Genomic DNA, 25,562 nt, shown 5'->3' with positions numbered 1-25,562 from the left:
TTGCGGGCGTGTGATCAGTTCAGCGGGATGGTGATCTCGTCCTCGACCGGCGGGTCCATCTCCTGGGCGCGGTTGCCGGTGGCCGCGAAACAGCGCAGCCGGATCGCCTCCGGGGTGACGTCCAGCCGCAGGAAGCACTTGAAGAACGGCGGGCTGTACGTCACCGAGCCGGGCGAGAAGAGCTGGGTGTAGATCTTGCGCACCGGGAGGCGGAAGCGCGAGCGGCGGTCGGGGCGGCTCCCGGCGCCCAGCAGGCTCGCGACCAGGCGGATGCGGCGGGTGATGCGGACGGGCGGGCCCGGGGTGCGGGTCGGCGGGATGCCGAGGCGCTCGCAGATCACGGCCGACGCCTCGGCCTCGGTGAGGGTGAAGAAGCGGCGCAGGTGCAGTCGACGCCCGTACAGCCTGCTGTAGAAGGCGAGGGAGTCGCCGCGCAGCGGATAGCAGCGGAAGTCCTGCTCGGTGACGTGTCCGATGTCGACGCGCGGCACGGTGTGCGTCGCGTGCATGAACGCGCCGCCGCCGCCCGAGACCACGTACTGGAGCGTGCGGCCGTTCGCCAACCGCACTGGATAGCGTTGGTAGTTGTGGATGTCGCCGCCTATCGCGGCCACGAAGTGGTGGGCCGGATCGCTGACGATGTCGTCGACCGTGCCGCCGCCCTCGATCGCGCACGGGTGGTGCTCGCCGTCCACGTACAGGGGGGAGCCGGTGATCAGGATCTTCGGCGTGGTTCCCTTCGCCACCTCGCGCAGCCAGGCGCCCTGTTCGGTGTCGATCGTCCCCAACAGGCCTGTGTCGATACCGATGATGCGCACCGGTCCCGCGTCGATCGCCCAGTACGGGCCCGGCTGCACGGCCTGTTGGACCGGCGAGGAGCGCAACTCCCTTGCCTTGTCCAGGCGTTCACCGTCGGACGGGCGGGGGCGGTGCCACAGCAGCGAGCGCAACCAGGCGCGCGTCAGCGGGCGCGGTGCCTTCGGTGCGGGCAGCGCGGGCGCGTCGTCGCAGAAGACGCGCATGAAGCCGCCGAGGCCCTCGTACCAGTCGTGGTTGCCGGGTATCGCGTAGATGGGCGCCGGATAGGCCTGGTACGGGCGGAAGAACTTCGTCTCGTAGTCGTCCGCGGTGCCTACGGGATAGATGACGTCACTGGCGACGACCGCGAAGGCCGTTTCCTGACTGGCTTTCAGAAAGCCCGGCACGACGGCGTATTGGGGATCGTCGCCCTCGCCGGTGTCACCGATGACCATGAAGGAGAAGGTGTCCGGGTCGTCGCGCCGGATCACCTTGTCGGCGGGTGCGCCGGCCTCCGCGCGCTGCGCCACCCAACGGCCGCGGGTGTCGCCCGTCGGGTCCCCGAACCAGGACGCCAACACACCGTTGCGTGCGGTCCACAGGGTCCTCGGGTCGAGCCACGAGACCTTCTCGACATGGGACGGCATGAGCTGCTGATACGCGCCGCGCTCCGCCGCGCCCCAACCGGCGCCTTCGGGAGTATCGCGTGAAGATTCAGACACCGGTGCACCGTAACAACGAGCCAACGCGGGGTGAGAGGCAGGGGCCTGACAACATCAACTCGACGTTGCTCAACCGAAAGGCCCCCGCATGCCCGGCGAAGCCGACTTCATCGATCTGATCCCCGACCCCGAACTCCGGTCGGACCGGCTGCTGTTGGGCATCCGTCACTTCGACGAACCCTTCCTCCTCTCCGTCTCCCTCTCCCAGGGCCTGGGCTCCAGCGAGCTCTGGCTGGACCGGGGGAAGGCGGGCCGGACCTGGCTCGCGGAGTTCCGCCGGGTCGGTGACCGGGTCCTGTTCGCCGTCCGCAACAAGCACTTTCTGACCTCCGGCGACGCGGCCGCCGTACGGGCCGGAAACGAGTCGTTCGCGCTGTCCGTGCTGTGGAGCGGGCCCGTGCTGCGCGAGGAGAACGGCACGGCGGTCGTCGACGCCACCGGGCTCGTCCTCGCCGACCACGACGGGATCGCCGAGCACCTGTACGCACGCGAGCAGGGCGACTACACGATCGACGCGTCCACCAGCCTCCCGCTCGTCGCCGACAGCCGCACCGGACCCACCGCCGTCCGGCTGCCCGCGCTGCTCACCTTCCGGGGCCCCGGCCGCGGTTCGGCGGTCCGGGCCGTCGCCGCCGACCCGCGCGCCCTCACCGTCGTCCAGCAGCTGAACCTGCTGCGCCTGCCCGCGTCCCCGCTGCCCGTGCGGCGCTACCACCCCGCCTCGGGTGGCTACGGCATCGGCTACGCCGACCACGGCCTTGTCGGCCGGTCGAGCACCCAGGTCAAGCTCCAGCCCCGGTTCCGCGCGGAACCCGGCGGCGCCCCGATCGTCTTCCGGATCGACCCGGCCGTCCCCGAACCCTTCCGCTCGGCGATCGTGGAGGGCGGCAACTGGTGGCGGCGGGCCTTCGCCGGGATCGGACTCCCCGACGCCTACCGGGTCGAGCCCTGCGACGACGGCTTCGACCCGTACGACCCCGACGTCAACGGCGTGGTCTGGGTGCACCGGGCGGGCCGCGGCTGGTCCCTCGGCCAGGGCCTGACCGACCCGCGAACCGGCGAGATCCTGCACGCCCGGGTACGCCTCGGCTCCCAGCGCGTCGAACAGGTCCGCGCGCTCGGCGAGGCCCTCCTCGCACCGTACGGCCGCCCGGACGAGACCGAACGGCTCGCCGCCGTCGAGGAGTTGGTGCTCGCCCGGCTGCGCCAGCTCGCCGCGCACGAGATCGGCCACGCCCTCGGCTTCATGCACAACTTCGCCAGTACGGGACACCCCGAGCCGTCCGTCATGGACTACCCGCACGCGCGCATCCAGGTCACGGAGGAGGGCGACCTCGACCTGTCCGCCGCGTACGGCACGGGACTCGGGCCGTGGGACCACTTCCTGGTCGCGCACGCCTACGGCCGGTTCGGTGAAGGCGCGGAGGACTCCGCGCTCGCCCAACTCCGCCGCGAGGCCGCCGAGTCGGGTCTGACCTACCTTTCCGACGAGGACGCCCAGGGCCCGAACGCCGCCCACGCCGACGCCGTGACCTGGGTGACCGGGCCGGACGCCCTCCAGGCGCTGGAGACGATGCTGCGGGTCCGCCGTATCGCGCTGGACGGATTCTCCCGAGCGGTGCTGCCGCCCGACCGGCAGACCGGCGAACTGGAGGAACGGGCCGTCCTGTTGCACCTCCTGCACCGGCACGAGGTGACGGCCGTGGCCCGGCTGGTCGGCGGGGTGCGCTACGCCTACGGCCTCGCGGGCGAGGACGGCCGAGGCGCGCAAGCCGTCGACCCGGCCACCCAGCACACGGTGCTGACCCGACTCGCCGAACTCCTCCGGGCCGAGCAACTCGTCCTGCCCGGCGCGGTGTTGGACACCCTGACCCCGCCCGCGATCCGCTACGACCGGACGGAGCAGTACCTCGACACGGGTGCCGGGCGGATCTTCGACCCCTTCGAGGCCGCACGGGTCGCCACCGCGCTGGTCACGGAGCACCTGTTGGACCCGGCCCGGCTCAACCGGGTGGCCTGGCAGCATGCCGCCGACCCCGCGGCGCCCGGTGTCACCGACATCGTCGACGCGCTCCTCGCCGTCACCTGGCGCCGTACCGACCCGGTGCCCGCCGAACTCCCCGGCGGGGCCGCCGTGCAGCACGCGGCGGACTGGACCCTCCTGAACCAGCTGCTGACCCTGCTCGACGAGACGGCACTCCACACGCCGGTACGCATGTCACTGCGCGGTGCCGTGCGGCGGCTCGGGACGGAGCTGCGGTGCCAGGGCGACGAACAGGCGCGTGAGGCAGGGGAGTTGATCCGGGCGTTCCTTGCCGACGCCGGGTCGGTGCGGGTCGACCCACTGCCGAGGGTGCCGCCGGGAGCGCCCAACTGAGCGCGCCGTAGGGCGACTTGGTGCTACGGGGACGGGCGGCCCGGTGTGTGGTGCGCGCTGTTGGTCACCATTCCCCGGGTCGCTGCGGGGCCCCGTACGGGTCCGGGCGGCCGCGTGCGGGGTTGGCCGGCGTGTTGTGGGCGCTGCGGGCGGTCGCCGGAGGTGGCACCACGGGGCTGCCGTACGGGGCCTGTCGGGTGGGGTTTCTGTGGGTGTTCCGGCTCCGGCGGCTGCCCGGTGGGGCGGCCGGGCTCTCGTAGCGGTCCGGTCGGCCGGTTGCCGGGCGGTCCGCTGTGTCGAAGAGCGAGTCGGGGCGTGGGGCGGGCTGTTTGGCGCTCGCGTCCGGGCCGACCGGGTGGCGGGCGAAGGAGCGGTCCCATTCGCCCTCGCCCATCACCAGCAGCGGGTCGAACATCACGACGACCCCGGCCAGCAGCAGGAAGATGGCCGGCCCCAACAGCATGGGAAGCAGAATGGAGTTGGCCGAGTCGCCCGTCCACTCTCCGCCGGTGCCGTGCAGATGGACGCTCACGGCGGCCATGCCCGTGTAGTGCATCCCGGACACGGCCACGCCCATCACCAGGCTGGCACCCAGGCTCGCCAGGAAGCCCCGGATGGAGACGGCCGCCCACAGGGCCGCCGTCGCGGCGACGATCGCGATCACCACGGAGAGCGCGACCGTGCTGGTCCGGTACTCGATGTCGCCGTTCAACTTCAGGGCCGCCATGCCCAGATAGTGCATGGCGGCGACTCCTAACCCGGTGATGACGCCGGCCGCGGAGAGTGTGCCGGGAGTCGCGCCGCGGTAGCCCACGGCGAAGACGCCGATGCCGACCACGACGATCGCCACGGCCAGACTCAGCACCGTGAGGCCGACGTCGTAGCCGATCCGGGTCTCCTCGACCTGGAAGCCCATCATCGCGATGAAGTGCATCGTCCAGATACCGCTGCCGATCGACGTCGCGCCGAGCGCGAGCCAACCCGCCTTCCACGACTGCTTGTTGTGCAGGGACCGCACCACGCAGCGCAGTCCCAGAGCCCCTCCCAGGCAGGCCATCAGATAGGCCGCCACCGGGGTTACCGCACCGTACCGGAACCCGTCGATCGTGCCTTGCATGAGCCAACTCCCCCCAGAGTTGTGGCTTCTTGTGGGGGGAGTATGTATGGATCAGGCCCGGCGTGCGCAACCCTTTCACATCAGCTGTCGATTAACTCTGTGCTTTCCGGGGTGCACTTGGGTCGCATCGCGGTCGATACGGGGACAGAAGCGGTCAGGGCTGTTGCGGCTTCTCGCGGTCGATGAAGTCATTGGCCTTGTCCTGGGCCATGTCGACCTGCTTGGCGTGCTTGCCGCCCGTGCGCTTGTCGACCATGTCTCCCGCCCGTTCCACGCCTTGCTTGGCCTGGTCGGGGTGCTGGCCCAGCATTCCCTTGACCTTGTCCATGAACGACATGGCTGTCCTCCTTCGGACGTGCGTTGGCCCTCTCAGCATCCCCCGGCTTCCGGCGGGCCGCATTTCGGTGGCACGGGCCGCGGGCTCAGGCCCGTGCGAGAGGCTCGACCCCGTCGGTGTCGCGGGCCTCCCGGGTGCGGGACACGGCGAGCAGGAGGGCCTGGAGGACCGCTCCGGACAGGCCCACCCACAGGGCGAACCGGTAGCCGACGCGGTCGGCGAGGAGTCCGCCCAGCGGGGCGCCGATCGCGACCATTCCCCAGTTGAACGAGCGGATCGTGGCGTTCATCCGGCCCCGCAGCCGCTCGGGCGTGACCGCCTGCCGGTAGCTCATCTCGACCGGGCTCTCGAGCGAGATGGCGCCGGAGACCACGAAGAAGGCCAGCGACACCGAGACCAGGGCCCACGGTCCACGCTGGGCGAGGACCAGCGGCAGCCAGCCGGCGGCGGCGACCAGACGGCCCGCGATCAGGACGGCGGCGACGTCGAACCGCCGCGCCGCACGGGCGGAGAACGCGCCGCCGAGCACTCCACCGAGGCCCGCGCAGGCGTACGTCACACCCAGGCCGAAGTCCCCGATCCTCAGCTCACGCAGCGCGAAGACCACGAAGACCGTGCTGACGACGGTGTTGAACAGGAGCATCAGGTGCGAGGTCAGCGCGATGGACGCCAAGGTCCGATGGCGGTAGACCCAGGCCACGCCCTCCCGCAGTTCGGTCACGAGACTGCGCCGCGCGCCTCGGTCGGGAACGGGGTCGTGGGCCCGCACCGAGGTGAGCAGGAGGCCGGACAGCAGATAGCTCACGGCGTCCACGAGTACGGCCAGCGGCGCGCCGGCCAGCTTGATCAGCACTCCGGCGATCAGTGGCCCGGTAGACCCGGCCGCCGCGTCGGCCTGTCCCAGCCGGGCATAGCCCGCGTTGAGGAGTTCCTTGGGGACCAGCTGCGGGACGTAGGAGTGGTTGGCGGCCTCGAAGAACAGACAGAGCAGCCCGAAGGCGAAGACGCACGCGCACAGTGCGGCGATGCTGAGCCGGTCCAGCGCGTACAGCAGCGGGATCGCGCCGAGGAGAACGGCCCTGCCGAGATCCATGGCCACCATGACCGGCCTGCGCCGGCAACGGTCCACCAGCACCCCGGCCACGAGCCCGAAGAGCAGATACGGCGCCCAGCGGGCCGCGCTGACCAGACCCACCTCCGTGGCGGACGCGCTCAACGTGACGGCGGTGAGGATCTGCAGCGCCAGTCCGGTGATCTGTGAGCCGAACGACGAGATCGCTGAGGCGGTCCAGAAGCGTACGTACCCAGGAACATCCACCAGGCGCGGCATGATCGGATCGTATCAAGTGACCGTTCCGCCACCGCAGTTGTGCCACCGGTCACGGCAGCACCGACGACGCCACCGCCCGCCCCGCCAGCAACGCGGCGACCGGATCGGCGGCCTCGTCCAGCTCGATGAGCACCGTGTCGGCGCCGGGCGTACGGGACATCGCGTCGGCCCAACCCTTCCAGTCGACGATGCCCGAGCCCAACTCGGCCATGTAGGGCTGCTGTTGGGCGAAGACCGTCTCGTCGATGGTGAGTTCCACGTCGATCGGCCTGACCGCGTCCTTCCAGTGCGCCAGGGCGACGCGCCGCGCGTGACGGCGTGCCACGGCCACTGGGTCGCCCCCACCGAGCGCGATGTGGCAGGAGTCGGGGCACAGCCAGACGTAGCGCGGATCGGTGAAGGACATGAACAGGTCGATGTCGCGCTCGTACCAGAGCGTGCTGTTGGACTCGGTGTGGAAGGCGAGCCGCACGCCCTGCTGCGAGACGGCCTCGCCCACCGCGTGGGCGATGTCGGCCATGCGGGTCATGTACTGGGCGTCGACGAAGAAGGGCGGCCGGGTCCCGAACGTCGTGCGCATCGGGAGGCCCGCGACGAGGAGTTCGGCCCCCACGTCGACGAGGAAGGCCGCGCGCCGCTCGGCGTCGGCGACGATCGCTGACAGGTTGCCGGTGTCCAGCCAGTCGGGGCTGTCCTCCCCGGCGACGAACGCGCTCACGACGGCCAGCCCGCGGGACACCAGCTCGCGGCGGAAGCCCTGCGCACTGCCGAAAGCCCGTAGCGCCGACTCGATGTCGCCCGGCGCGAAGGTGAGTTCGATGCCCGTGACGCCTGCCTCGTCCAGCGCGTCCATCACCCGCTCCCAGAAGAGTTCGGGATGAGCCAGCGCCCACGCGCGTACGGCGTCCGCGGAGGGGAGATCCCAGAAGTCCGGGTGATAGAAGGTGACGACATCGGTCGCGAAGCGCGGAGTCATGCCGTACCTCCGCGCGCGTTGTAGACGACGATGCCGTCCGCCTCGTCCACGGCCTTGCGGTAGTCGCGGAACACGGCCAGCGCCTCGTCGCGGAGCACATCTCCTACGACCTCGATGCCGCGTGCCTCGAACTGCTCGGCCCAGTCCGCGCCGAGCGGGCCCTCGTCGAACGTGGTGATCTCCTCCAGCTCCGGGCCCTCGCCCGCGACCACCAGACCGCGCACTCCGGACCACAGGGTGGCGCCGTAACACTGCACGCAGGGGCGCCAGTTGACGACCAGCTCGTGCGTCGGAAGGCCGGATGCGCCCAAGTCCCAGCCCCCGGTGGCCACTTGGGCCAGGCCGAGCGCCATGACCTCCGCGTGTGCGCTGGAGACTCCGGAGGCGAGAACGACGTTCACGCCCACCGAGACGATCCGGCCGGTGTCGCGCTCGGCGACGAGGGCCGCGAACGGACCGCCGTTCCCCTCCCGCCAGTTGCGGTCCGCGAGCCGGTGCACCAGGCGCATCCGGTCCTCCCGACCGGGGATGACGGCGGGCACGTCGGCCAGCTCGTCGTCGATCCACGTCGGCAGCGCCACGCGGTATTCCTTCACGATGTCGATCACGATCGGGTTTCCTTCATGGTCGGGCTTCCTTCACGGCTGGGCTTGCATTCAGTGCGCGGCGAGCGGCGCGGTGCGGGTGGTCACGGCTCGCGCGGCCCGTACGGCCGTCACCGCGCCGGTCAAAGTCACATTGGCGGCCATCGGGGTGGGGATCACTCCGGTACCGGCGACGTACAGGTTGTCGAAGCCCCACACCCGGCCGTCCGAGTCGCACACGCTGCTTCCGTCGTCGGCGGTGCCCGAGCGGACGGTGCCGGTCAGGTGCAGGGACGAGCCGGGTGGGAGCAGGGCGAGCTCGGTCGCGGGGTCGAAGGGGCCGAACTCCTCGGCCAGGGAACGGACTTCGGCGAGTCCCCGGTCGATCAGCGCGAGGTCGGTGTCGGAGTAGGCGAACTCGACGCCGATGCGCGGCAGTCCGGTGAGGTCGGTCTCCGACTCCGAGAAGACGAGCCGGTGTTCGGGGCGTGACTCGACGGGGACGAGCAGCGCCAGGCCCACGGCGTGGGCGAGGGGACGCCCGTCCTCGTCGACGTACGTCCGGTTCATGATCTGGCCGTGGAACGGCTGGGCCGGCCCGTTCTGCGGCAGCCACAGCGAGTCCGTGCTGAACTCGCCGGTGCGGGGGAGCGGCAGGTCGTCCAGGGCGATGCCGAACCGGTTCAGATCCAGCAGGACTTGGGCGGTGATGAACGCGTGCTCGTTGAGATACCGGCCCAGCGCTTCGGGGCGGATGCCCGAGGCGAAGAGCAGTTGCGGGGTGCGCAGCGCGTCGGCGCACACGATCACGGTGTCCGCGTGGAGTGCGGACTCGGTGCCGTCGGAGACGCTGCGCAGTCGGGCGCCGGTGGCACGGCCGTCCGAGACGAGCAACCGGGTCGCAAGGGTCCCTGTCAGCAGGGTGAACGCCGGGTCTCCGCCCGCCGCGATCGCCGGGAAGATCGTCCCCGGCGCCGTGCGCGGCATGGGGCCCGAGTCCGTCGCCGTGACGGCCATGGGCATCGGCTGCGGGCGTCTGTCGGCGGGTGCGGTGTCGTCGTAGCGGCGGCGCAGGACGTCGAGGACGGTCCGGCCGACCTCGGTCGGGCCGATGGGGGAGGGGGAGACGGCGAGCACGCGGCGCGCGGTGTCCAGGTCGGCCGCCCACCGGGCCGGGTCGCCGAAGTCGAAGACCTCGGGACCGGCGGGCCACGGCGTCGCGGCGGTCCAGTGGACGCCCATGCCGCCCGCGTTCCACGCGAACGCGGTCGCGGGCATTGCCTCGGCGTCCTCGCCGAAGGCCAGCGCGTGGAACATGCCGGGTGTCAGACCGGCGAGGCCGCCGGCGACCTCGCGCACCACCTCGGCGCCGGTGTACATGCCCTGGATGCCGGATTCGACCCGCTCGTTGTACCGCGACCACAGGGCCGGATCGGCGACGTCGTGGAGATGCAGCCCGGGCGCCTCGCCGATCGCGCTGCCGCCGTCGACCATCGTGATGCCCAGCCCCGGATCGCCCTCCCGCAGCAGCCGGGCCACCACGGAACCCATGATGCCGCTGCCCACGATGAGGACGTCGGTGTGCGGGGTGTCGGTCACAGGGAGACTCCAAAGACGGTTGCTGTGGGGGGAGTTAGGAGCTGGGGGCGAGTGGGCCGAACAGCTCGGTGTCCATGCGGTCGAGCGCCAGCTTCACGGCGCCGATCAGCGCGGCGTCGCGGCCCAGGCCGGTGGCGCGCAGCTCGATCGCGGGGGTACGGGCGACGCGCATCGCCTCGCGCACCCGGGGGAGCAGCACATCGGCGGCGTCCTCCAGACCGCCGCCGAGCACGATGAGCGAGGGCGCGACGGTCCACGACAGGGTGGTGAGGATGGAGGTGATGTTCTCGACGAACTCGTCGACCTCGGCGAGCGCTTCGGCGTCTCCGGTGCGGGCCGCGTCGAAGCGTTCCCGAGCCACCTTCCGTTGGGCCGCCTCCGGTGAACTCAGCCAGGCCACCGGGCGGTCGGCGATCGTGCCGGTCGGGATCGACCGCGCCTCGACGATCTCGCCCGCCGCGCCGTCCAGACCCCGGTGCACGGCACCTCGGATCAGGATGCCGAGACCGGTCCGGTTGCCGAGGATCGCCCACACGACGTTGTCGTGATCACCGGCCACACCCCGCCAACGCTCAGCCAGCGCACCGAGGTTGGAGTCGTTGTCCGCGAACCACGGGACGCTGACGCGCTGTTCGAGCTCCTTGGGCAGGTGCACACCTTCCCAGCGTGTGGTGTGCACCAGGCGTCGTACGACCCCCTCGTCGTCGATGGCGCCACCGGCCGCCACCGCTCCCGCGCGAAGCCGGTCCGGTGATCCGCCCGCGTCGTCGAGCGCCTCCCGCACCAGGGTCGCCGCGTCGTCGAGCGTGACCTGAGGGTCCTGGTAGGCGCGCAGCGGGCGGTGCGCCCGGCCGACGATCCGGCCGCGTACGTCGGAGATCACCGCCGAGGCGTCAGCGGTGTTGATGTAGACGGCCGCCAACAGGGCGTGCTCCGCGCGCAGTTCGTACCGCCGGGCAGGTCGCCCGGCACTGCCGCTGATCGGTATCCGCTCCAACTCGGCGACCCAGCCCGCCTCGACGAGCGAGTCCAGGATCAGCTCGATGGTACGGCGGGACAGGCCGGCCCCCTCGGCGAGCGCGGTCAGTGTCGTGGGCCCCGCGGACACCGCGAGCGCGCGCAGGACGACCGAGGTGTTGACGCGCCGCACGGCGCTCTGGTTCATCCCCGACATCAACACCCCTCCGCCTCCTCGGACTTGCCCAGTACGACGGGATCGAACACCCCGGTGGCGGGAGCGAGGACGGTCACCGTCATGGACGTCACCGCATCCCCGATCCGGCGATGCCCTGCACGAAGTACCGCTGCAGGAACAGGAAGAGCACGAGGACGGGCAGCATCACGACGAGCGCGCCGGCGAGCACCAGGCCGTAGTCGGTGACGTGCTGGGCCGCCTGGCTGGTGGCGGCGAGGCCGACCGGGAGGGTGTAACTCGACGTGCTCTGGGCGACGATGAGCGGCCAGATGAAGTTGTTCCACGAGTTCAGGAACGACATGATCGTGATCGTCGCGACCGCCGGACCGGCCAGCGGCAGGAAGACCCGGAAGAAGATCCGGACCTCGCCCGCGCCGTCGATGCGCGCCGCCTCCAGCAACTCGTCGGGCACCGACTGCGCGTACTGCCGCATGATGAACACCGACAGCGGGAGCGCCACGCCGGGCAGCGCGATCCCGGTAAGAGTGTCGGCGAGCCCCATGTCGACGGTGATCACGAACTGCGTGACGAACACCGTCGTGAACGGCACCATCATCGCCGCCATCACCGCGCCGAACGCGAGCCGCTTGCCCGCGAACTCCAGCTTGGCGAGGGCGTATCCGGCCGCCGAGGCCGCCACGATGTTGCCGATCACCACCATGAGGGCGACCAGGACGCTGTTGGTGAGGAAGCGCCCGAAGCCCTCGGTCCGGAACAGCCGCACGAAGTTGTCGAGCGTGACGTGCTGCGGTACCCATGCGCCTGGGTCGGCCCGGATCTCGTCGAGTCCGCGCAGCGAGCCGCTGACCACCCAGTAGAAGGGCAGCAGCGTGAGCAGCGCGCACAGCGCCAACGCGCCGTACAGCAGGGGGCGCCCAACTGACCGGTGACGTACGGCGATCCGGTCCTCGGCGGAGGCGGCGGAGGCGGCGGAGGCGGCGGTGGTGGTGGCGGTCAGGTCGGTGTCGGTGTCGGCGTCGTTCAACGACGCGGCTACGGCGGTCATGTGCGGGGCCTCAGCAGTCGGAACTGGACGACACTCACCAGCAGTACGAGCAGCAGCATCACGAAGGACGCGGCCGAGGACATGCCCAGTTGGCCGGACCCGAACTGGTGGTAGGTGTACAGCGACACGGACTCGGTCGACCCCAACGGGCCGCCGTCGGTGAGGAGATAGGGCTCGTCGAAGACCTGGAGGTAGAACACGGTCAGCAGCACCGACACCATGAGGGTGGTGGGCAGCAGCAGCGGCAGGGTGATGTGTCTCAACTGCCGCCATCTGCCCGCCCCGTCGAGCGCGGCGGCCTCGTAGACGTCCTCCGGTACGGCCTGGAGCCCGGCGAGGAACAGGACCATCGCGGTGCCGAAGTTGCGCCAGACGCCGAGCAGGATCACCACGGGCATCGCGAGGTGCGGATCGTCCAGCCAGTTCGGCCCGGCGAGACCGACGTAGCCCAGCGCCTTGTTGACGGTGCCGCCCGCGTTGAAGGCGTACTGCCAGATCAGGGCGACCGCGACGACGTTCGTGACGACCGGCGCGAAGAAGACCGTACGGAACACGCCACGCATCCGCCGGATCCCGGAGTTCAGTGCCAAGGCCAGCGCGAAGCCGATCGCCATGGTCAGCGGGACCCCGACGGCGACGAAGACGCCGGTGTTCAGGATGTCCCGCAGGAAGGTCGGATCCTGGAACAGACGCAGGTAGTTGTCCAGGCCGGTGAAGTCGACCGCGAGCGGATGGCGCAGGTCCGAGCCCCGCAGATCGGTCAGGCTGAAGCCGAGCGCGGCCACCGTGGGGATCGCGGTGTAGAGCAGGAACACGACGGCGAACGGCGCGAGGAAGAGCCAAGCCACCGCCGTACGACGGGAGTTGCGTGCCCGGCGCCGCGTTCCCGGGACGAGCGTGCTGGTCATCGGCGGCTCACTCCGCGCCCGTGCCGAGGGTCTTGGCGTACGCCTGGATGCTCGCGGCGGCCTTCTCCGCGGTCTGCGTGCCCTTCGCCACGGTCTCCATCTCCTTGCCCAGCCGGGTGGCGACCTGCTGCCAACTGCCCACTTGGGGAAAGGCCTTGGTGTTCTTCAGCTGGGTGAGGAAGGCGTCGAGGAGCGGCTGCTTCTTGACCGCCGGAGCGTCCCAGGCGGAGATCACCGCGGGCAGCGAGCCGTACGCCGAGTACTGCGCGACCTGCGTGCTCGGCTTCGAGACGTAGCGGACGAACTTCCACGACGCGTCCGTGTTACCGCTGTCCGCGAGGACGCCCCAAGTCCCCCCGGCGGAGAAGGAGACGCTGCCCGAGGAGCCGGCCGGCAGCGGTGCCGTGGCGACATGGGCCGTCGTCCAGCCGGTCTGCTTCGCGGCGGTGTCCAACTGCCCGAGCACCCAGGGGCCGGTGATCATCGTGGCCGTCTTCCCGGACACGAAGTACGGCTGCGCGTCGAGGAAGGTGGGGGTCGCGGTGTCGGCCGAACCCGAGCTGAAGAACGACGCGTTGTACTTGAGGGCGTCGACCATCGCGGGTGTGTCGAGGGTCCAACTACCGTCCGTGGAAAGGAGGTTGCCGCCCGCCTGCCAGGCGTACATCGCGACGTCCTGGCCGTTGAAGATGTCCCAGCCGATGTCCGCCCCGAGCCCGTGCACGGCGCCGGCGCCCTTCAACGCCTTGAAGAACGGCACCATTTCGGCCCACGTGGTCGGTGCCTCGACGCCCGCCTTCTTGGCGAGGTCGGCGCGGTAGACGAGGGCGTACGTGTACGCGTACCAGGGCACGGTGTAGGCCACGTCCTTGACCAGACCGGCGTCCCACAGGCTCTTGAAGAAGGCGCCGGAGTCGACGAGTCCGGCCGGTACCGGCCGAAGGATCGACGGGTCGAGGAACTGGGCCTGCGACTCGGGGAAGAACTGGGCCACGTCCGGGCCCTTGCCCGCCGCGATAGCCGCCTGGAGTTTCGTGTAGTACTCGGAGTTCGGTATCAGCGTGAACTTCACGGTGACGTCCGGGTTCGCGGCCTTGAACGGCTTGATCACCTTGTCGAGCACGTCGGCGTCGCCCTGGGCGGCCCAGACGTTCACGGTGCCGGTGGCCGGTTTGTCGTCGATCGACTTGGCGGTGGCCTTCGCGGTGGCGGTCGCGGTGTCGCCGCGCCCACAGCCCGCGAGGGCGAGGGTGCCGAGCAGGGCGGTGCCGGCGGACAGTCTGAGGACGCCGCGGCGGGAGGGATCGGACACTCGGGGGCTCCTGTCTCATGGGGCGCTGAGGACAGTGAAGGGAATTCCGGAGCCTCGCCTGTATTCGGGTTCCGGGATTTTCGGGGAAAGCAGCGTTATCGGTCCGGCGGCCGTCCTGCGGCTGATGGGACCTCTGTGGCTGACTGCGACGTTAGGAAGGGTCTGTTTCGCCGGCGTGGCTCAGCCGTCACGAATAATTTCGGAACTTGTAGCGAAATCCCTGACAGAGGGAAAACCCTTGAGTGCCCCTGACCGTGATGACATGGACGGGTCAACGCTGTCATCCTCCACGCAGCCACCCCCACGATTCCTCCACGGATTGGTCAAAGTTCGTCCGGTCCCGCACAGCTCGGCTCTTCCCGGACAGCAGACCCGGCTGTCTGGTCTGTCACCGGCCGCGTTCGCGGTCGTCGCAGTAGGAGTAAGAGTGAGACGCATCCCCCGCAAGCGGATGGCGATAGGAGCCCTGGTCTCCACCGCCGCCTTCCTGGCCGTCGGCATCCAGACGGTGCCCGCGACCGCGAAGCCCGCCTCCCCCCACCCGAGTCCGCTGCTCACCGGCAGCCTGGAGGCGAAGCTCACCCCGGCCCAGCGCACCGCCCTGGTGAAGAGCGCCACCGCGAACAGCACGACGACCGCCCACACCCTCGGCCTCGGCGCCAAGGAGAAGCTGGTCGTCAAGGACGTCGTCAAGGACAACGACGGCACCGTCCACACCCGCTACGAGCGCACCTACGCCGGTCTCCCCGTGCTCGGCGGCGACCTCGTGGTGCACACACCGCCCGCCGCCGAGGCGACCGGCACCGTGAGCGCCACCTTCAACAACAAGCACACCCTCACGGTCCCCTCGACCACCGCGTCCGTGGCCAAGTCGGCCGCCGAGACCAAGGCCCTGACGACCGCGAAGGCCCTCGACGCCAAGGCGCCGAGCACCGACAGCGCCCGCAAGGTCATCTGGGCCGGCACCGGCACCCCGAAGCTCGCCTGGGAGACGGTCGTCGGCGGGTTCCAGGACGACGGCACCCCGAGCCAGCTGCACGTCATCACCGACGCCACCACCGGCAAGGAACTCTCCCGCTTCGAGGGCATCCAGACCGGCACCGGCAACACCCAGTACAGCGGCACGGTGTCACTGAGCACCACACTGTCGGGTTCGACGTACCAGCTGTACGACACCACGCGCGGCGGTCACAAGACGTACAGCCTCAACAACGCCACGTCCGGCACCGGCACTCTGATGACGGACGCGGACGACGTGTGGGGCACCGGCGCGGGCTCCAACACCCAGACCGCCGGCGCGGACGCGGCCTACGGCGCCCAGACGACCTGGGACTTCTACAAGAACACCTTCGGTCGCAGCGGCATCAAGAACGACGGCGTCGCCGCCTACTCGCGCGTCCACTACAGCACGGCGTACGTCAACGCCTTCTGGGACGACAGCTGCTTCTGCATGACGTACGGCGACGGCACCAGCAGCACCCACGCGCTGACCTCGCTGGACGTGGCCGGCCACGAGATGAGCCACGGCGTCACCTCCAACACCGCCGGGCTCAACTACACCGGTGAATCAGGCGGGTTGAACGAGGCGACCTCGGACATCTTCGGGACGGGCGTCGAGTTCTACGCCAACAACTCGTCCGACGTGGGTGACTACCTCATCGGCGAGAAGATCGACATCAACGGCGACGGCACGCCGCTGCGTTACATGGACAAGCCGAGCAAGGACGGCGGCTCCGCGGACAGTTGGTACTCCGGCGTCGGCAACCTCGACGTCCACTACTCCTCGGGCCCGGCGAACCACATGTTCTACCTGCTCTCCGAGGGCAGCGGCACCAAGGTCATCAACGGCACCACCTACACCAGCACCACCTCCGACGGTGTCGCCGTCGCCGGTATCGGCCGGGCCGCGGCCCTGCAGATCTGGTACAAGGCGCTGACGACGTACATGACGTCGACCACCAACTACGCCGGAGCCCGCACCGCCGCGCTCAGCGCCGCCGGAGCGCTGTACGGCACAACGTCCGCCCAGTACGCGGGAGTCGGCAACGCCTTCGCCGGCATCAACGTCGGCAGCCACATCACCGTGCCGACCACGGGCGTCACCGTCACCAACCCGGGCAGCCAGTCCTCCACCGTCGGCACCGCGGTGAGCCTGGCGATCACGGCCAGCAGCACCAACAGCGGCACCCTGACGTACGCCGCGACCGGACTGCCGACCGGCCTGTCGATCAGCAGCTCCACGGGCGCCATCACCGGCACCCCGACGACCGCGGGCACGTACAGCACCACCGTGACCGTCACCGACAGCACGGGGGCGACCGGCACCGCGTCCTTCACGTGGACCGTGAGTTCCAGCGGGGGCGGAGGAACCTGCACCTCGACGCAGCTGCTGGGCAACGCGGGCTTCGAGTCGGGAGCCACCACCTGGACCGCGACCAGCGGGGTCATCACCAACGACACCGACGAGGCGGCCCGTACCGGTTCGTACAAGGCATGGCTCGACGGCTACGGCTCGACCCACACCGACACGCTGTCCCAGTCGGTGACGATCCCGAGCGGCTGCACAAAGACGACGTTCACCTTCTACGTCCACATCGACACGGCTGAGACCACCACCAGCACGGCTTACGACAAGCTGACGGTCACCGCCGGATCGACCACCCTGGCCACCTACTCCAACCTCAACGCGGCCACCGGGTACGTCGCGAAGTCCTTCAGCCTGTCGGCCTTCGCGGGGACCACGGTCGCCCTGAAGTTCAGCGGCGTCGAGGACTCCTCGCTCCAGACCAGCTTCGTCATCGACGACACCGCCGTGACGACCGGCTGATCCGCTTCCCCTGTTCCATCCGGCACCCCGCACGCGCCCCCAGGCGTGCGGGGTGTTCCGGTGTCCTCAGCTCAGCGGGTCCAGCGTCAGATAGGCCTGCTGCGGGTTCCCGTCGTTCACCAGGGACTCCTGGGCGCCGACGTCGTCGAACGCGAACGCGTACGCCTTGCCGTCGGCCATCTGCGCGTGGATCTTGCGGGCGTAGTGGTTGGTCACCACGTCCTGGTAGAAGTTGGCCGTCGAGGTGTCCGGCTGGTTGGGGTTGACCAGCAGCGTGGACCGGTTGAAGCCCGCGCACAGCGTGCGTGAAATCGGGCCGCGCACCAGGTCGTTGGGGGCGTCGAGGTACTTGTAGCAGCCGAAGATGCTGGCCGCGTCCGGCTTCTGGAAGGTCGTGACGACCGCCCCGGAGCTGTTGGTGAAGTTCATGACGTTGCCCGACACCCGGCCGTAGTACTTGGTGTTCGGCTGGTTGGCGAACGGTGTCACGGTCAGCGTCGACGACGCGTACTTCGACCAGACACGGTTGATGTAGTCGTCCATCACGGTGCTCGGCAGGGCGCCCGTCTCGATCCCGTACGTCGGTGAGAGCGCTCGCAGAACCGTGCCGTCGGACCGGGTCTGGATCAGGTTGGCCCAGCCGCCCGGCTGCCCGCGCAGCGCGTTGAAGAACCCGGTGTAGCCACCCGACTTGAGATGCCCGGTGGAGGCCGTGCTCCCGTCGGCACGCTGTACCCCGACCGCGTACGGCGCGGAGAACATGTCCACCTGGGTGCTGTTGATCCACAGTCCGGAGTCGTTCAGCGTGTACTCGGACCAGTTGAAGAGGATGTTGCGGTTCGGGTCCGTCGGGTTCTGCACGGCCGGCTGCACCAGACCGCCGGTGGTCAGCTTGAACACCAGCTTCTGGCCGTACGAGAAGTAGATGCGGCCCGAGAACTTGGGGATCCGGATGGTGCTGGACTGCCCGGCCGCCGGGCCCGCGATCGACGCGTCCGGCGCCGGGGTCGGCGGGTTGCCACCGGCGGGCCAGGCGTGGAACGTGCCGTTGGCGTCGGCCCAACCCTGTTGGCCCGTGGCCAGGTTGGTGCCCAGGTTGTAGATGTAGACCGCGTCGCCGCGGCCCGAGCTGTTGGTGATCTTCAGCGGGATCGTGGCGGGCACCGCGGCATCAGCCGTCAGCGGTGTGGCGAGCGCGAGCATCGTGGCCACCGCGGTCGCGGCGCCCAGTCGACGCAGGAGTCTGACGAGCACTACTCACCTCCGTGTGGGGGGTGTACGAAAAATTGGTCCGTACCTATGTGAGAGCGCTCTCAGAGTCGCGCCGAGGCGCGGGCATGTCAATGAGTTGAACGAAAGGTGCCCACGGCAACTCGCGCCGTGGGCACCCGCATTGAATCAGTGAAAACGGTGTGTCGATCAGAACGTACGGTCCAGCAGGTCGAGCAGCGCGACCCAGTGACGCTCGTCGGCCTTCGCGTCGTACGACGAGGTGTCGGCCTGCGTGTAGCCGTGCTGCGCACCCGGGTAGACCTCGCAGCGGTGCCGGACACCGGCCGCGGTGAGCGCGTCCTCGAACCGCTTGATCTGGTCCTCGGGCAGCGAGGGGTCCTGGTCGGCGTGGCCGAAGTACAGCTCGGCGGTGATGTGTTCGGCGGCCAGGTGCGGGCTGTCCGGGTCGTCGGTGGCCAGCCGCCCACCGTGGAAGCCGGCCGCGGCCGCCACCCGGTCCGGGTAGGCGCCGGCGGTGTACAGCGCGAGGCGGGCACCCATGCAGTACCCGGTGATCGCGATCGGCCCGTCGACGACCGACGGCGACTCGGCCAGCCAGCGCAGATAGGCCCCGGCGTCCCGCTCGATCAGTTCCGGATGCCGGGCCAGCCCCATGATCAGCGGGCCGACCTTCTCGAAGATCTCCGGACGCCCGTCGTGGTCGATGAACTCGGGCAGCTCGACCACCGGCGCGCGCCCCTGCCGGTAGAACACGTTCGGCACGAGCACCGCGTAACCGGCCTCGGCCAGCCGGTCGGCCATCGACTTCAGGTGGGGACGGAGCCCGAAGGCGTCCTGATAGAGCAGCACGGCCGGACGGGGAAGCTCGTCGCCGGGATGCACCCAATAGGCGTCGGCGATGCCGTCCTCGGTCGGGATGTCCACGGCTGTGCCCTGTACGGCGGTCATGGCGGGGGTGCCTCCCAGCGGATCGGCGCCGGGCCACCTGCCGGCCCGGCGCGGCGTGTTCCGATCATCGTGGCACGCCCGCCCACGGCCCCTCCGCCGGGGTCAGTCGAAGCCGAACCGGGGTCACTCGAAGCGGGAGACGTCCCCCGCGCCCTTGCGGACGATCTCGGCCTCGCCGTTCGAGAAGTCGATGACGGTCGTCGGTTCCGTGCCGCAGTCCCCGGAGTCGACCACCCCGTCCAGCACGTGGTCGAGCAGGTCCTTGATCTCCCAGCCCTGGGTCATCGGCTCCTCCTCGTCGGGCAGGAGCAGGGTGCTGGACAGCAGCGGCTCGCCCAGCTCGGCCAGCAGGGCCTGGGTGACGACGTGGTCGGGGATGCGCACGCCGACGGTCTTCTTCTTCGCGTGCAGCAACTGGCGCGGCACCTCCTTCGTCGCCGGGAGGATGAACGTGTAACTGCCGGGCGTGGAGGCCTTGATGGCGCGGAACACGTCGTTGTCGATGTGCACGAACTGACCCAGCTGGGCGAAGTTCTGGCACACCAGCGTGAAGTGGTGCCGGTCGTTCAGCTGCCGGATCGTCTTGATCCGCTCCAGGCCGTCACGGTTGCCCAGCTGGCAGCCCAGCGCGTAGCAGGAGTCGGTCGGGTACGCGATCAGCGCACCCGAGCGCACACTGTCCGCGATCTGGGAGATGGTGCGGGGCTGCGGGTTGTCCGGATGCACGTCGAAGTACTTGGCCACCCGCCGAGCTTATGCCGTGCCCGCGCGGGTCGCCGCACGGGCCCGTCGCCGCCCGTCGGTCCGGCGGGTGTGTACCCCGGCGAATCAGGGGAAGCCGACGAGAGCGCTCGGGTCTCTCCCCCGAACCCGGGCAGGACCGGCTCCGCCCGCGGCCCACCTCCGGGGCCGCGGCGGGGCGGTTCCTCGCTCTTGGATCGCGGTTCGTAGCTCCTACATTGCCGACCCGTGCAGCCGTACCGGCACTTCCTGCCAGCCGAAGGCGATGAACGACGGCACCTGGCGCAGCTCGTCCGCTGCTACGGCGAGCCGGGCGTCCGGGAAGCGGTCGAAGAACGCGGGCAGCGCGGTCAGCGCCTCCACCCGGGCGAGCGGAGCCCCGATGCAGCGGTGCACGCCGATGCCGAACGACAGGTGGTCGTCGGCTCCGCGGGCCGCGTCGAAGACGTCCGCGTCCGGGCCGTAGTGCGCGGGGTCGAGCCCGGCCGCGGCGTACGTGGTGAGGATGGCGTCCCCGGCCGGGACGGTGATGTCCCCGACGGTGAGGTCACTGACCGCGAACCGCAGCGGCAGCGAGGCGATGGACGGGTGGACGCGCAGGGTCTCCTCGACGACCGCGTCCCAGCCGATCTTCCCGGCGCGCACGTCCGCCAGCTGCTCGGGTCGCTCGAGCAGGGCGACGATCGCGTTGCCGATGAGGTTGACCGTCGTCTCGAACCCGGCGCCGATCACCAGGAGCAGCGTGTACAGCAGTTCCTCGTCGCTGAGCCGGTCGCCGTCCTCGTCGCGCACCCGGATCAGCTCGGTGGTGAGGTCGTCGCCGGGGTGCTCGCTGCGGTGGGCGATCAGCGCGGGCAGCACCGTGCCGATCTGCTGCTGTACGAACGCCGCGTGCTCGGGAGACGGGTCCGAGGTGTCCATGATGGCCGCGATCAGCCGCCCGGTGTCGTCCACCAACTCGTCGGGCACACCGAACAGTTCGCAGATGATCCGCATCGGCAGGGGGTGGGCGAGCGCCGCCCTGATGTCGATCACCTCGGCGTCGTCGGTCGCCACGGCGTCGAGCAGCTCGGTCGTGATCGTTTCGACCCGGGTGCGCATCGCCTCGGTGCGCCGGTGCGTGAAGCTCGGCGCGACGAGTTTGCGCAGGCGAGCGTGGTCGGTGCCGTACGTCGAGAGCATGTTGATGACGCCGATCCAGCCCAACACCCAGCCCCAGGACGGGTGTTCGCCCATCTCGGACCACAGGTTCCAGTGCAACCGGGGGTCCCTGCTGACCTGCGGGTCGAGGATCAGTTCCTTCAGCGTGTCGTAGCCGGTGGGGGCCCAGGCGGGGATGCCGCCGGGCAGTTCGACGGGCACGATCGGGCCGAGGGCACGCAGCTTGGCGCTCTCGGCGGCCATGTCGGCGCCGAACGGGTCGAGGGCGATGCGGTCGGACACGGTCACGACGGGTCTCCTGGCTGGTCGGGGGAGCGGGGGCTGAACCGGACGGGCAGGGACGTGAGCGAACGGTGGAACGGGCCGGGCCGCCACGTCAACTCCGCGCGCGGTACGACGGGTTCGAGGTCCGGCAGCCACAGGGTGAGCCGCTCGATCGCCTCCGTCGCGATGAGCAGCGTGTGCTGTTTGACCGGGCAGGCGTGCGGTCCCGCCGACCACGACAGGTGCGAGGCGTCCTTCGGGTGCCGGCCGCTGACGACCTCCTGCTCCGCGAAGTGCGCGAGCGCGCCGTACGAGACGACGACCGGGACCGCGGGCCTGATCCACGAGCCGTGGAAGGTCACCGGTGAACGGGCGTAGTGGATACCGTAGTTGGCGAGCGGCGTCTCGTGGTGCAGCACCTCCACCACGGCGTCCATGACCGGGCGGGCGCCACTGGTCAAAGTGGAGTAGTAGACCGAGGTGCCGAGGATGCGGGACAGGGCGTTGGACACCAGGTTCGCGGTCGGCTCGTGGCCCGCGCCCAGGGTGAGGAACACCTGCCAGGTGACCTCCTCCGGGGTGAGCCCGGCCGGATGGTCCAGGAGCCAGCTCGGCAGGTCGTCGCCGCGTGACTCGGCCTTGGCGGCGATGAGTTCGAGGACGTAACCGCCGAACTCCGCCTCGCCCTCGGTCGCTTGGGAGCCGCCCTCCATCATCTTGCCCAGCGCCCGGTTCAGCCGCTCGCTCTGGCTGTCGGGCAGCCCGAACAGGCTGTTGAACACCAGCGCCATCAACGGCCGCGCGAACTCGCCCACCAGATCGGCCTCTCCGCGCGGCCCGATCCGGCTCACCAGTACATGCACCGCCCGGTGTACCCGGGCCCGCAGGTCGTGCGGCTCGATCCGCTCGAAGGCGTCGATCAGCGAGGCACGGTAGCGGACGTGCGCCGCGCCGTCCGAGAACAGGGAGTTGGGCCGCCAGCGCATCATCCCCAGGACCGGCGAGTCCCCGGCGACCGTCGACTCCCACGGCCGGGGATCGTGCGAGAACGTGCCGGTGTCGCGCAGCAGCTCCAGTGCCGCCCGCCGCTCGGTGACGACGTACGCCGGTACACCCGGGGCGAGTTCGGCCCAGCCGACCGGACCCTGGGCGCGCAGGGCGGCGTAGTAGCCGTAGGGATCCAGCGCGAAGCCGTCCTCCCACAGGCGGACGGGTCGGGTGGGGCCGACGGGGGAAGTGGTGGTCACCGGTGCTCCGGAGGGTCGCGGTCGATCAGATGCTGGACCAGGGCGAGCAGTGCGTCGAGGGACGAGTCCGCGTCGCGGGCGTCACAGGTCACCAGCGGTGTGCCGGGCGCCAAGTCCAGTGCGGTGCGCAGCTGTTGCTCGGTGTGGTGCCGGGGCGCGTCCGGGAAGGTGTTGAAGGCGACGGCGTACGGCAGGCCGCTCTCCTCCACCAGCGCGAGCACGTCGAACGAGGCGTCGATCCGGCGGCTGTCGACCAGGACGAGCGCCCCGAGCGCGCCGTACGCGATGTCCTCCCACAGGGCGCGGAACCGCTCCTGCCCGGGCGTGCCGAACAGGTACAGCACGATCCCGCCCGGCAGGCTGATCCGCCCGAAGTCGATGGCGACGGTCGTCGTCGACTTCTCCCGCACCCCGTCGAGATCGTCCACCGCGACGGACGCCTCGCTGAGCCGCTCCTCGGTGTGCAGCGGCCGGATCTCCGACACGGAGTCGATGAGCGTCGTCTTGCCCACCCCGAAGGGACCCGCGATCAGGATCTTGACCAACTCGCGTGCGGTGTCCGGCAGATGGATGTCGCCAGTGGCGCTGCCGCTAGTGGTGCTTGAGGGCGCGTAGGCCATCTGCGACTCTCTTCAGCAGGTCGGGGTCGAAGTGTTCGGCGGGTGGGATCGGGGCTCGGGCGAGCACCAGGCTCCGGTCGAGCAGACCGGCGGCCAGGACGCGCACCGCGGACACGGGCAGCTCCAGCAGGGCCGCCGCCTCCAGCACCGTCAGCGAACCGCCGTACAGGGCGTCCAGCAGGGCGAGTTGGGCCGCGGGCAGGTCGGCCGGGGCGGGTTCGCCGCTGCCGCTGAGCACCGTCAGCCGTTCCAGATGCGGGCGGCTGGGCCGGGCCATACCGCCGGTCGACAGATACGCGGGAACGAGAGGACGGCCGCCGCGGCGGCCCGTCATGCCGACGCGCCGCCGTCAACTCCCCGTGCGGCGGCGGCCATCGCCTTCTCGCCCAGCCGCGCCACCTGCGAGTGCACCCGGTGCGCCAGCAGATCCAGCCGCACCTCGGTGTCGCCGTAGGCCGCCACACAAGTCCCGTGATCCGTAGGGACGATGAGGACATAGCCATGGTCCGACTCGATGACCACCTGCCGAATCTCGGCCCCTTCCCGGTCGGCGAACGCCGCCGCGGCCGTACGGCACGCCCCCTGCACCGTGCTGGTGATCGCGGCCACCCGCTCGCCCGAGGCCTGGGAGAGCGCGTCGGTGTACCCGCGCACCAGCCCGTCCCGGGTCAGCAGCACCGCCGCGACCACATGCGGCACCTCCAATATGGGATCGAGCACCCACGCAGTGTCGCCCCCATCGCGGCTGGTCATTTAGCCGCTCCCCCTTCGTAGTCGGACTGCTGTGTCTCGTGCGCTGTCGCTGTTTCGGGTGCCGTAGCCCGCTCTGCCATGGCGGTTCCGGTGTCGTCGTTCGCGGCGCGCGCGGCGGCGGTGCCGGACTGGAGGGCACCGAGCGCGGCGGCCGCCTGCTCCGGGCTGCGCTCCGGCTGGTGTCTCTCCGGGGCGGCCTGTGTGGCCGTTGCGACCGGCGCGGTGGCCGGGGTGCGGCGACGGCGTCGTGGCAGGCCGCCGACGTCAGGAAGGGCCTGATGCCCGGACGCGTCGACTTGTTCGGGGTGCTCGGCACCGTAGGAGTGGGCCGGTGCGGGCGCGGGCGTGCGGGTGGGTGCGGGGGCCCGGCGGGTCGAGCGCGGGGCGCCGGCCGCGGGCGGTTGCAGCTCGGGGTCGATCCGGCTGAGGAGATGGCTGTCGATACGCAGGACCGCGCGGACGCCGCCGTACGGGGAGGGCGAGGAGACATCGACGTTCAGGTCGAACTGGCGGGTCAGGCGGCCGATCGCGGCGAACCCCATGCGCGGCGGGTCGCCCAGGTCGGTGAGCAGGATCGGGTCGGAACCGGCCACCATCCGCCGGGCCCGGTCGCGTTCGTCCTGGGTCATGCCGACCCCCGCGTCGTCGACCGTGACGCAGGCGCCGTGATGGACATGCTCCAGGTTGACCACGACCTCGGTGTCCGGCGCGGAGTGCCGCAGCGCGTTGTCGAGGAGTTCGGCGACGATGATCGCTACCGGCTCGACGGCGTGCGAGACGAGCGCGGTGCCGGTTTCGAGGTGGTTGTGCACCCGCACCCGATGGTACCCGGCGAGCCGGGCCTGGCCGCCGGTCACCGCCTCGACGAGGTACGACTCCTCCCGGGCGAGCCCGACCCAGGCCCCGCACACGACGGCCGCGACCTGCGCACGGCGCAGCGACTGCTCGTTCTCGTGGTCCAGCGCGAACAGCGTCTGCGTCAACTCGGGCTCGTCGTACCGCTGTTGGAGCGAGCGCAGAGCGTCCTGCAAGCGGTACAGCGCGGCCTGGATCTCCCGGGTGGCCCCGCGCATCCCGGCCTGCGCGGCGGCGTCGATGCGGGTGCGCTGCGCGGTGAGTTCCGAACGCACCGAGTTCAGCACGCTCTCCAGGCCGATCCCGAGGGGGGAGCCGATGAACTGCGGCTGCGCGGGCCCCGGGACGGTGACCCGTGGATGCGTGAGGTGCCGGGCGGCGGCCGGGATCCGCTGCCCCGCCAGATGCTCGATCTCGGCCGCCAACGCCGCCTGAACACCGTCCAGTCGGGCCCGTAGCGCGGCCAACTCCTCACGCTGCAGAACGCGTTGGCGGCGCGACCGCCACAGCCCGGCTCCGAGAGCCAGCGCGGACAGCGTGCCGGCGGCGAGCGCACCGGCCGCCAGGTCCGGTAATTCGGTCATCGAATCGAGTCCAAGAGAAGTCGGGCAGGGCCGAGTCGGGGCCCTTGAGGCTGAGTTCGGTCCCTCAG

General features: G+C 70.4%; 21 protein-coding genes and 1 pseudogene. 2 read left to right on the top strand and 20 right to left on the bottom strand.

The annotated features are described in order from the left end of the window. Positions 1-14: 14 nt before the first annotated feature. Positions 15-1,520 carry a metallophosphoesterase family protein gene (locus OG588_RS01865; protein ID WP_405945730.1) on the bottom strand — a complete coding sequence of 502 codons (1,506 nt, stop codon included), beginning with the start codon at positions 1,518-1,520 and terminating at the stop codon, positions 15-17. An 88-nt stretch (positions 1,521-1,608) separates the two neighbouring features. Here OG588_RS01865 and OG588_RS01860 point away from each other — a divergent pair, with 88 nt between their 5' ends. Then, the gene (locus OG588_RS01860; protein WP_405945729.1) at positions 1,609-3,897 is read left to right on the top strand and encodes a zinc-dependent metalloprotease; all 2,289 of its coding nucleotides are present in this window, start codon (positions 1,609-1,611) and stop codon (positions 3,895-3,897) included. Between the two features lie 369 nt (positions 3,898-4,266). Here the strand turns inward: OG588_RS01860 and OG588_RS01855 are convergent. The 10 genes and pseudogenes from OG588_RS01855 to OG588_RS01810 all read right to left on the bottom strand — a co-directional run. After that, positions 4,267-5,014: pseudogene (locus OG588_RS01855) on the bottom strand (MHYT domain-containing protein); the annotation flags it as partial. 154 nt (positions 5,015-5,168) lie between these two features. Further along, on the bottom strand, positions 5,169-5,351 hold the full coding sequence (locus OG588_RS01850; protein ID WP_019056963.1) for an antitoxin: 183 nt from the start codon (positions 5,349-5,351) through the stop codon (positions 5,169-5,171). 85 nt (positions 5,352-5,436) lie between these two features. Beyond that, positions 5,437-6,681 (bottom strand): MFS transporter, encoded by a 1,245-nt coding sequence (locus OG588_RS01845; RefSeq protein WP_405945728.1) that lies wholly within the window; start codon positions 6,679-6,681, stop codon positions 5,437-5,439. Positions 6,682-6,730: 49 nt separating this feature from the next. Further along, on the bottom strand, positions 6,731-7,657 hold the full coding sequence (locus OG588_RS01840; protein WP_405945727.1) for a sugar phosphate isomerase/epimerase family protein: 927 nt from the start codon (positions 7,655-7,657) through the stop codon (positions 6,731-6,733). Continuing rightward, positions 7,654-8,265: a nucleoside deaminase gene (locus OG588_RS01835; protein ID WP_405945726.1), complete on the bottom strand. Its 612-nt coding sequence runs from the start codon at positions 8,263-8,265 to the stop codon at positions 7,654-7,656. Before OG588_RS01835 ends, OG588_RS01840 begins: the two co-directional genes overlap by 4 nt. Positions 8,266-8,313: 48 nt before the next feature. Continuing rightward, positions 8,314-9,840 (bottom strand): GMC oxidoreductase, encoded by a 1,527-nt coding sequence (locus tag OG588_RS01830; RefSeq protein WP_405945725.1) that lies wholly within the window; start codon positions 9,838-9,840, stop codon positions 8,314-8,316. Positions 9,841-9,874: 34 nt separating this feature from the next. Further along, on the bottom strand, positions 9,875-11,005 hold the full coding sequence (locus tag OG588_RS01825; protein WP_366095406.1) for an ROK family transcriptional regulator: 1,131 nt from the start codon (positions 11,003-11,005) through the stop codon (positions 9,875-9,877). A 97-nt stretch (positions 11,006-11,102) separates the two neighbouring features. Then, a complete protein-coding gene (locus OG588_RS01820) occupies positions 11,103-12,041 on the bottom strand; it encodes a carbohydrate ABC transporter permease (RefSeq protein ID WP_405945724.1) in 939 nt (312 codons plus the stop codon). Then, positions 12,038-12,949, bottom strand: coding sequence for a carbohydrate ABC transporter permease (locus tag OG588_RS01815; RefSeq protein WP_405945723.1), 912 nt, complete (start codon positions 12,947-12,949; stop codon positions 12,038-12,040). The genes OG588_RS01820 and OG588_RS01815 overlap by 4 nt, the downstream gene beginning before the upstream one ends. 7 nt (positions 12,950-12,956) lie before the next feature. Next, positions 12,957-14,261, bottom strand: a complete 1,305-nt coding sequence (locus OG588_RS01810; protein ID WP_405945722.1) for an extracellular solute-binding protein — start codon at positions 14,259-14,261, stop codon at positions 12,957-12,959. 451 nt (positions 14,262-14,712) lie between these two features. Here OG588_RS01810 and OG588_RS01805 point away from each other — a divergent pair, with 451 nt between their 5' ends. Then, positions 14,713-17,088 carry a M4 family metallopeptidase gene (locus OG588_RS01805; RefSeq protein ID WP_405953036.1) on the top strand — a complete coding sequence of 792 codons (2,376 nt, stop codon included), beginning with the start codon at positions 14,713-14,715 and terminating at the stop codon, positions 17,086-17,088. A gap of 66 nt (positions 17,089-17,154) precedes the next feature. Here OG588_RS01805 and OG588_RS01800 read toward each other — a convergent pair whose 3' ends face one another. The 9 genes from OG588_RS01800 to OG588_RS01760 all read right to left on the bottom strand — a co-directional run bounded on the left by OG588_RS01800 (position 17,155) and on the right by OG588_RS01760 (position 25,494). Beyond that, complete coding sequence (locus tag OG588_RS01800; protein WP_405945721.1) at positions 17,155-18,342, bottom strand: glycoside hydrolase family 64 protein; 1,188 nt, start codon at positions 18,340-18,342, stop codon at positions 17,155-17,157. A 165-nt stretch (positions 18,343-18,507) separates the two neighbouring features. Beyond that, positions 18,508-19,269 (bottom strand): dienelactone hydrolase family protein, encoded by a 762-nt coding sequence (locus OG588_RS01795; protein ID WP_405945720.1) that lies wholly within the window; start codon positions 19,267-19,269, stop codon positions 18,508-18,510. A 123-nt stretch (positions 19,270-19,392) separates the two neighbouring features. After that, a complete protein-coding gene (locus OG588_RS01790) occupies positions 19,393-20,013 on the bottom strand; it encodes an L-threonylcarbamoyladenylate synthase (protein ID WP_405945719.1) in 621 nt (206 codons plus the stop codon). A gap of 210 nt (positions 20,014-20,223) precedes the next feature. Then, a complete protein-coding gene (locus tag OG588_RS01785; RefSeq protein WP_405945718.1) occupies positions 20,224-21,459 on the bottom strand; it encodes a cytochrome P450 in 1,236 nt (411 codons plus the stop codon). After that, positions 21,456-22,682, bottom strand: coding sequence for a cytochrome P450 (locus tag OG588_RS01780; RefSeq protein WP_405945717.1), 1,227 nt, complete (start codon positions 22,680-22,682; stop codon positions 21,456-21,458). Before OG588_RS01780 ends, OG588_RS01785 begins: the two co-directional genes overlap by 4 nt. Continuing rightward, positions 22,679-23,302, bottom strand: a complete 624-nt coding sequence (locus OG588_RS01775) for an ATP/GTP-binding protein (protein WP_366095241.1) — start codon at positions 23,300-23,302, stop codon at positions 22,679-22,681. Before OG588_RS01775 ends, OG588_RS01780 begins: the two co-directional genes overlap by 4 nt. Next, positions 23,274-23,636 (bottom strand): DUF742 domain-containing protein, encoded by a 363-nt coding sequence (locus OG588_RS01770; protein ID WP_405945716.1) that lies wholly within the window; start codon positions 23,634-23,636, stop codon positions 23,274-23,276. The genes OG588_RS01775 and OG588_RS01770 overlap by 29 nt, the downstream gene beginning before the upstream one ends. After that, a complete protein-coding gene (locus OG588_RS01765; RefSeq protein ID WP_398844563.1) occupies positions 23,633-24,055 on the bottom strand; it encodes a roadblock/LC7 domain-containing protein in 423 nt (140 codons plus the stop codon). The genes OG588_RS01770 and OG588_RS01765 overlap by 4 nt, the downstream gene beginning before the upstream one ends. Then, on the bottom strand, positions 24,052-25,494 hold the full coding sequence (locus OG588_RS01760; protein WP_405945715.1) for a sensor histidine kinase: 1,443 nt from the start codon (positions 25,492-25,494) through the stop codon (positions 24,052-24,054). Before OG588_RS01760 ends, OG588_RS01765 begins: the two co-directional genes overlap by 4 nt. Between the last annotated feature and the right edge of the window lie 68 nt (positions 25,495-25,562).

Source organism: Streptomyces prunicolor (assembly GCF_045162825.1).
Taxonomy (GTDB): Bacteria; Actinomycetota; Actinomycetes; order Streptomycetales; family Streptomycetaceae; genus Streptomyces; species Streptomyces prunicolor.
This window is presented reverse-complemented; position numbering and strand designations above follow the sequence as displayed.

What these genes read in the sequence shown, in the direction of transcription:
- OG588_RS01860 (WP_405945729.1), top strand. Translation starts at nt 1,609, where the DNA reads ATGCCCGGCGAAGCCGACTTCATCGATCTGATCCCCGACCCCGAACTC.
- OG588_RS01850 (WP_019056963.1), bottom strand. Translation starts at nt 5,351, where the DNA reads ATGTCGTTCATGGACAAGGTCAAGGGAATGCTGGGCCAGCACCCCGAC.
- OG588_RS01845 (WP_405945728.1), bottom strand. Translation starts at nt 6,681, where the DNA reads ATGCCGCGCCTGGTGGATGTTCCTGGGTACGTACGCTTCTGGACCGCC.
- OG588_RS01840 (WP_405945727.1), bottom strand. Translation starts at nt 7,657, where the DNA reads ATGACTCCGCGCTTCGCGACCGATGTCGTCACCTTCTATCACCCGGAC.
- OG588_RS01825 (WP_366095406.1), bottom strand. Translation starts at nt 11,005, where the DNA reads ATGAACCAGAGCGCCGTGCGGCGCGTCAACACCTCGGTCGTCCTGCGC.
- OG588_RS01820 (WP_405945724.1), bottom strand. Translation starts at nt 12,041, where the DNA reads ATGACCGCCGTAGCCGCGTCGTTGAACGACGCCGACACCGACACCGAC.
- OG588_RS01815 (WP_405945723.1), bottom strand. Translation starts at nt 12,949, where the DNA reads ATGACCAGCACGCTCGTCCCGGGAACGCGGCGCCGGGCACGCAACTCC.
- OG588_RS01805 (WP_405953036.1), top strand. Translation starts at nt 14,713, where the DNA reads ATGGCGATAGGAGCCCTGGTCTCCACCGCCGCCTTCCTGGCCGTCGGC.
- OG588_RS01795 (WP_405945720.1), bottom strand. Translation starts at nt 19,269, where the DNA reads ATGACCGCCGTACAGGGCACAGCCGTGGACATCCCGACCGAGGACGGC.
- OG588_RS01775 (WP_366095241.1), bottom strand. Translation starts at nt 23,302, where the DNA reads ATGGCCTACGCGCCCTCAAGCACCACTAGCGGCAGCGCCACTGGCGAC.
- OG588_RS01770 (WP_405945716.1), bottom strand. Translation starts at nt 23,636, where the DNA reads ATGACGGGCCGCCGCGGCGGCCGTCCTCTCGTTCCCGCGTATCTGTCG.
- OG588_RS01765 (WP_398844563.1), bottom strand. Translation starts at nt 24,055, where the DNA reads ATGACCAGCCGCGATGGGGGCGACACTGCGTGGGTGCTCGATCCCATA.
- OG588_RS01760 (WP_405945715.1), bottom strand. Translation starts at nt 25,494, where the DNA reads ATGACCGAATTACCGGACCTGGCGGCCGGTGCGCTCGCCGCCGGCACG.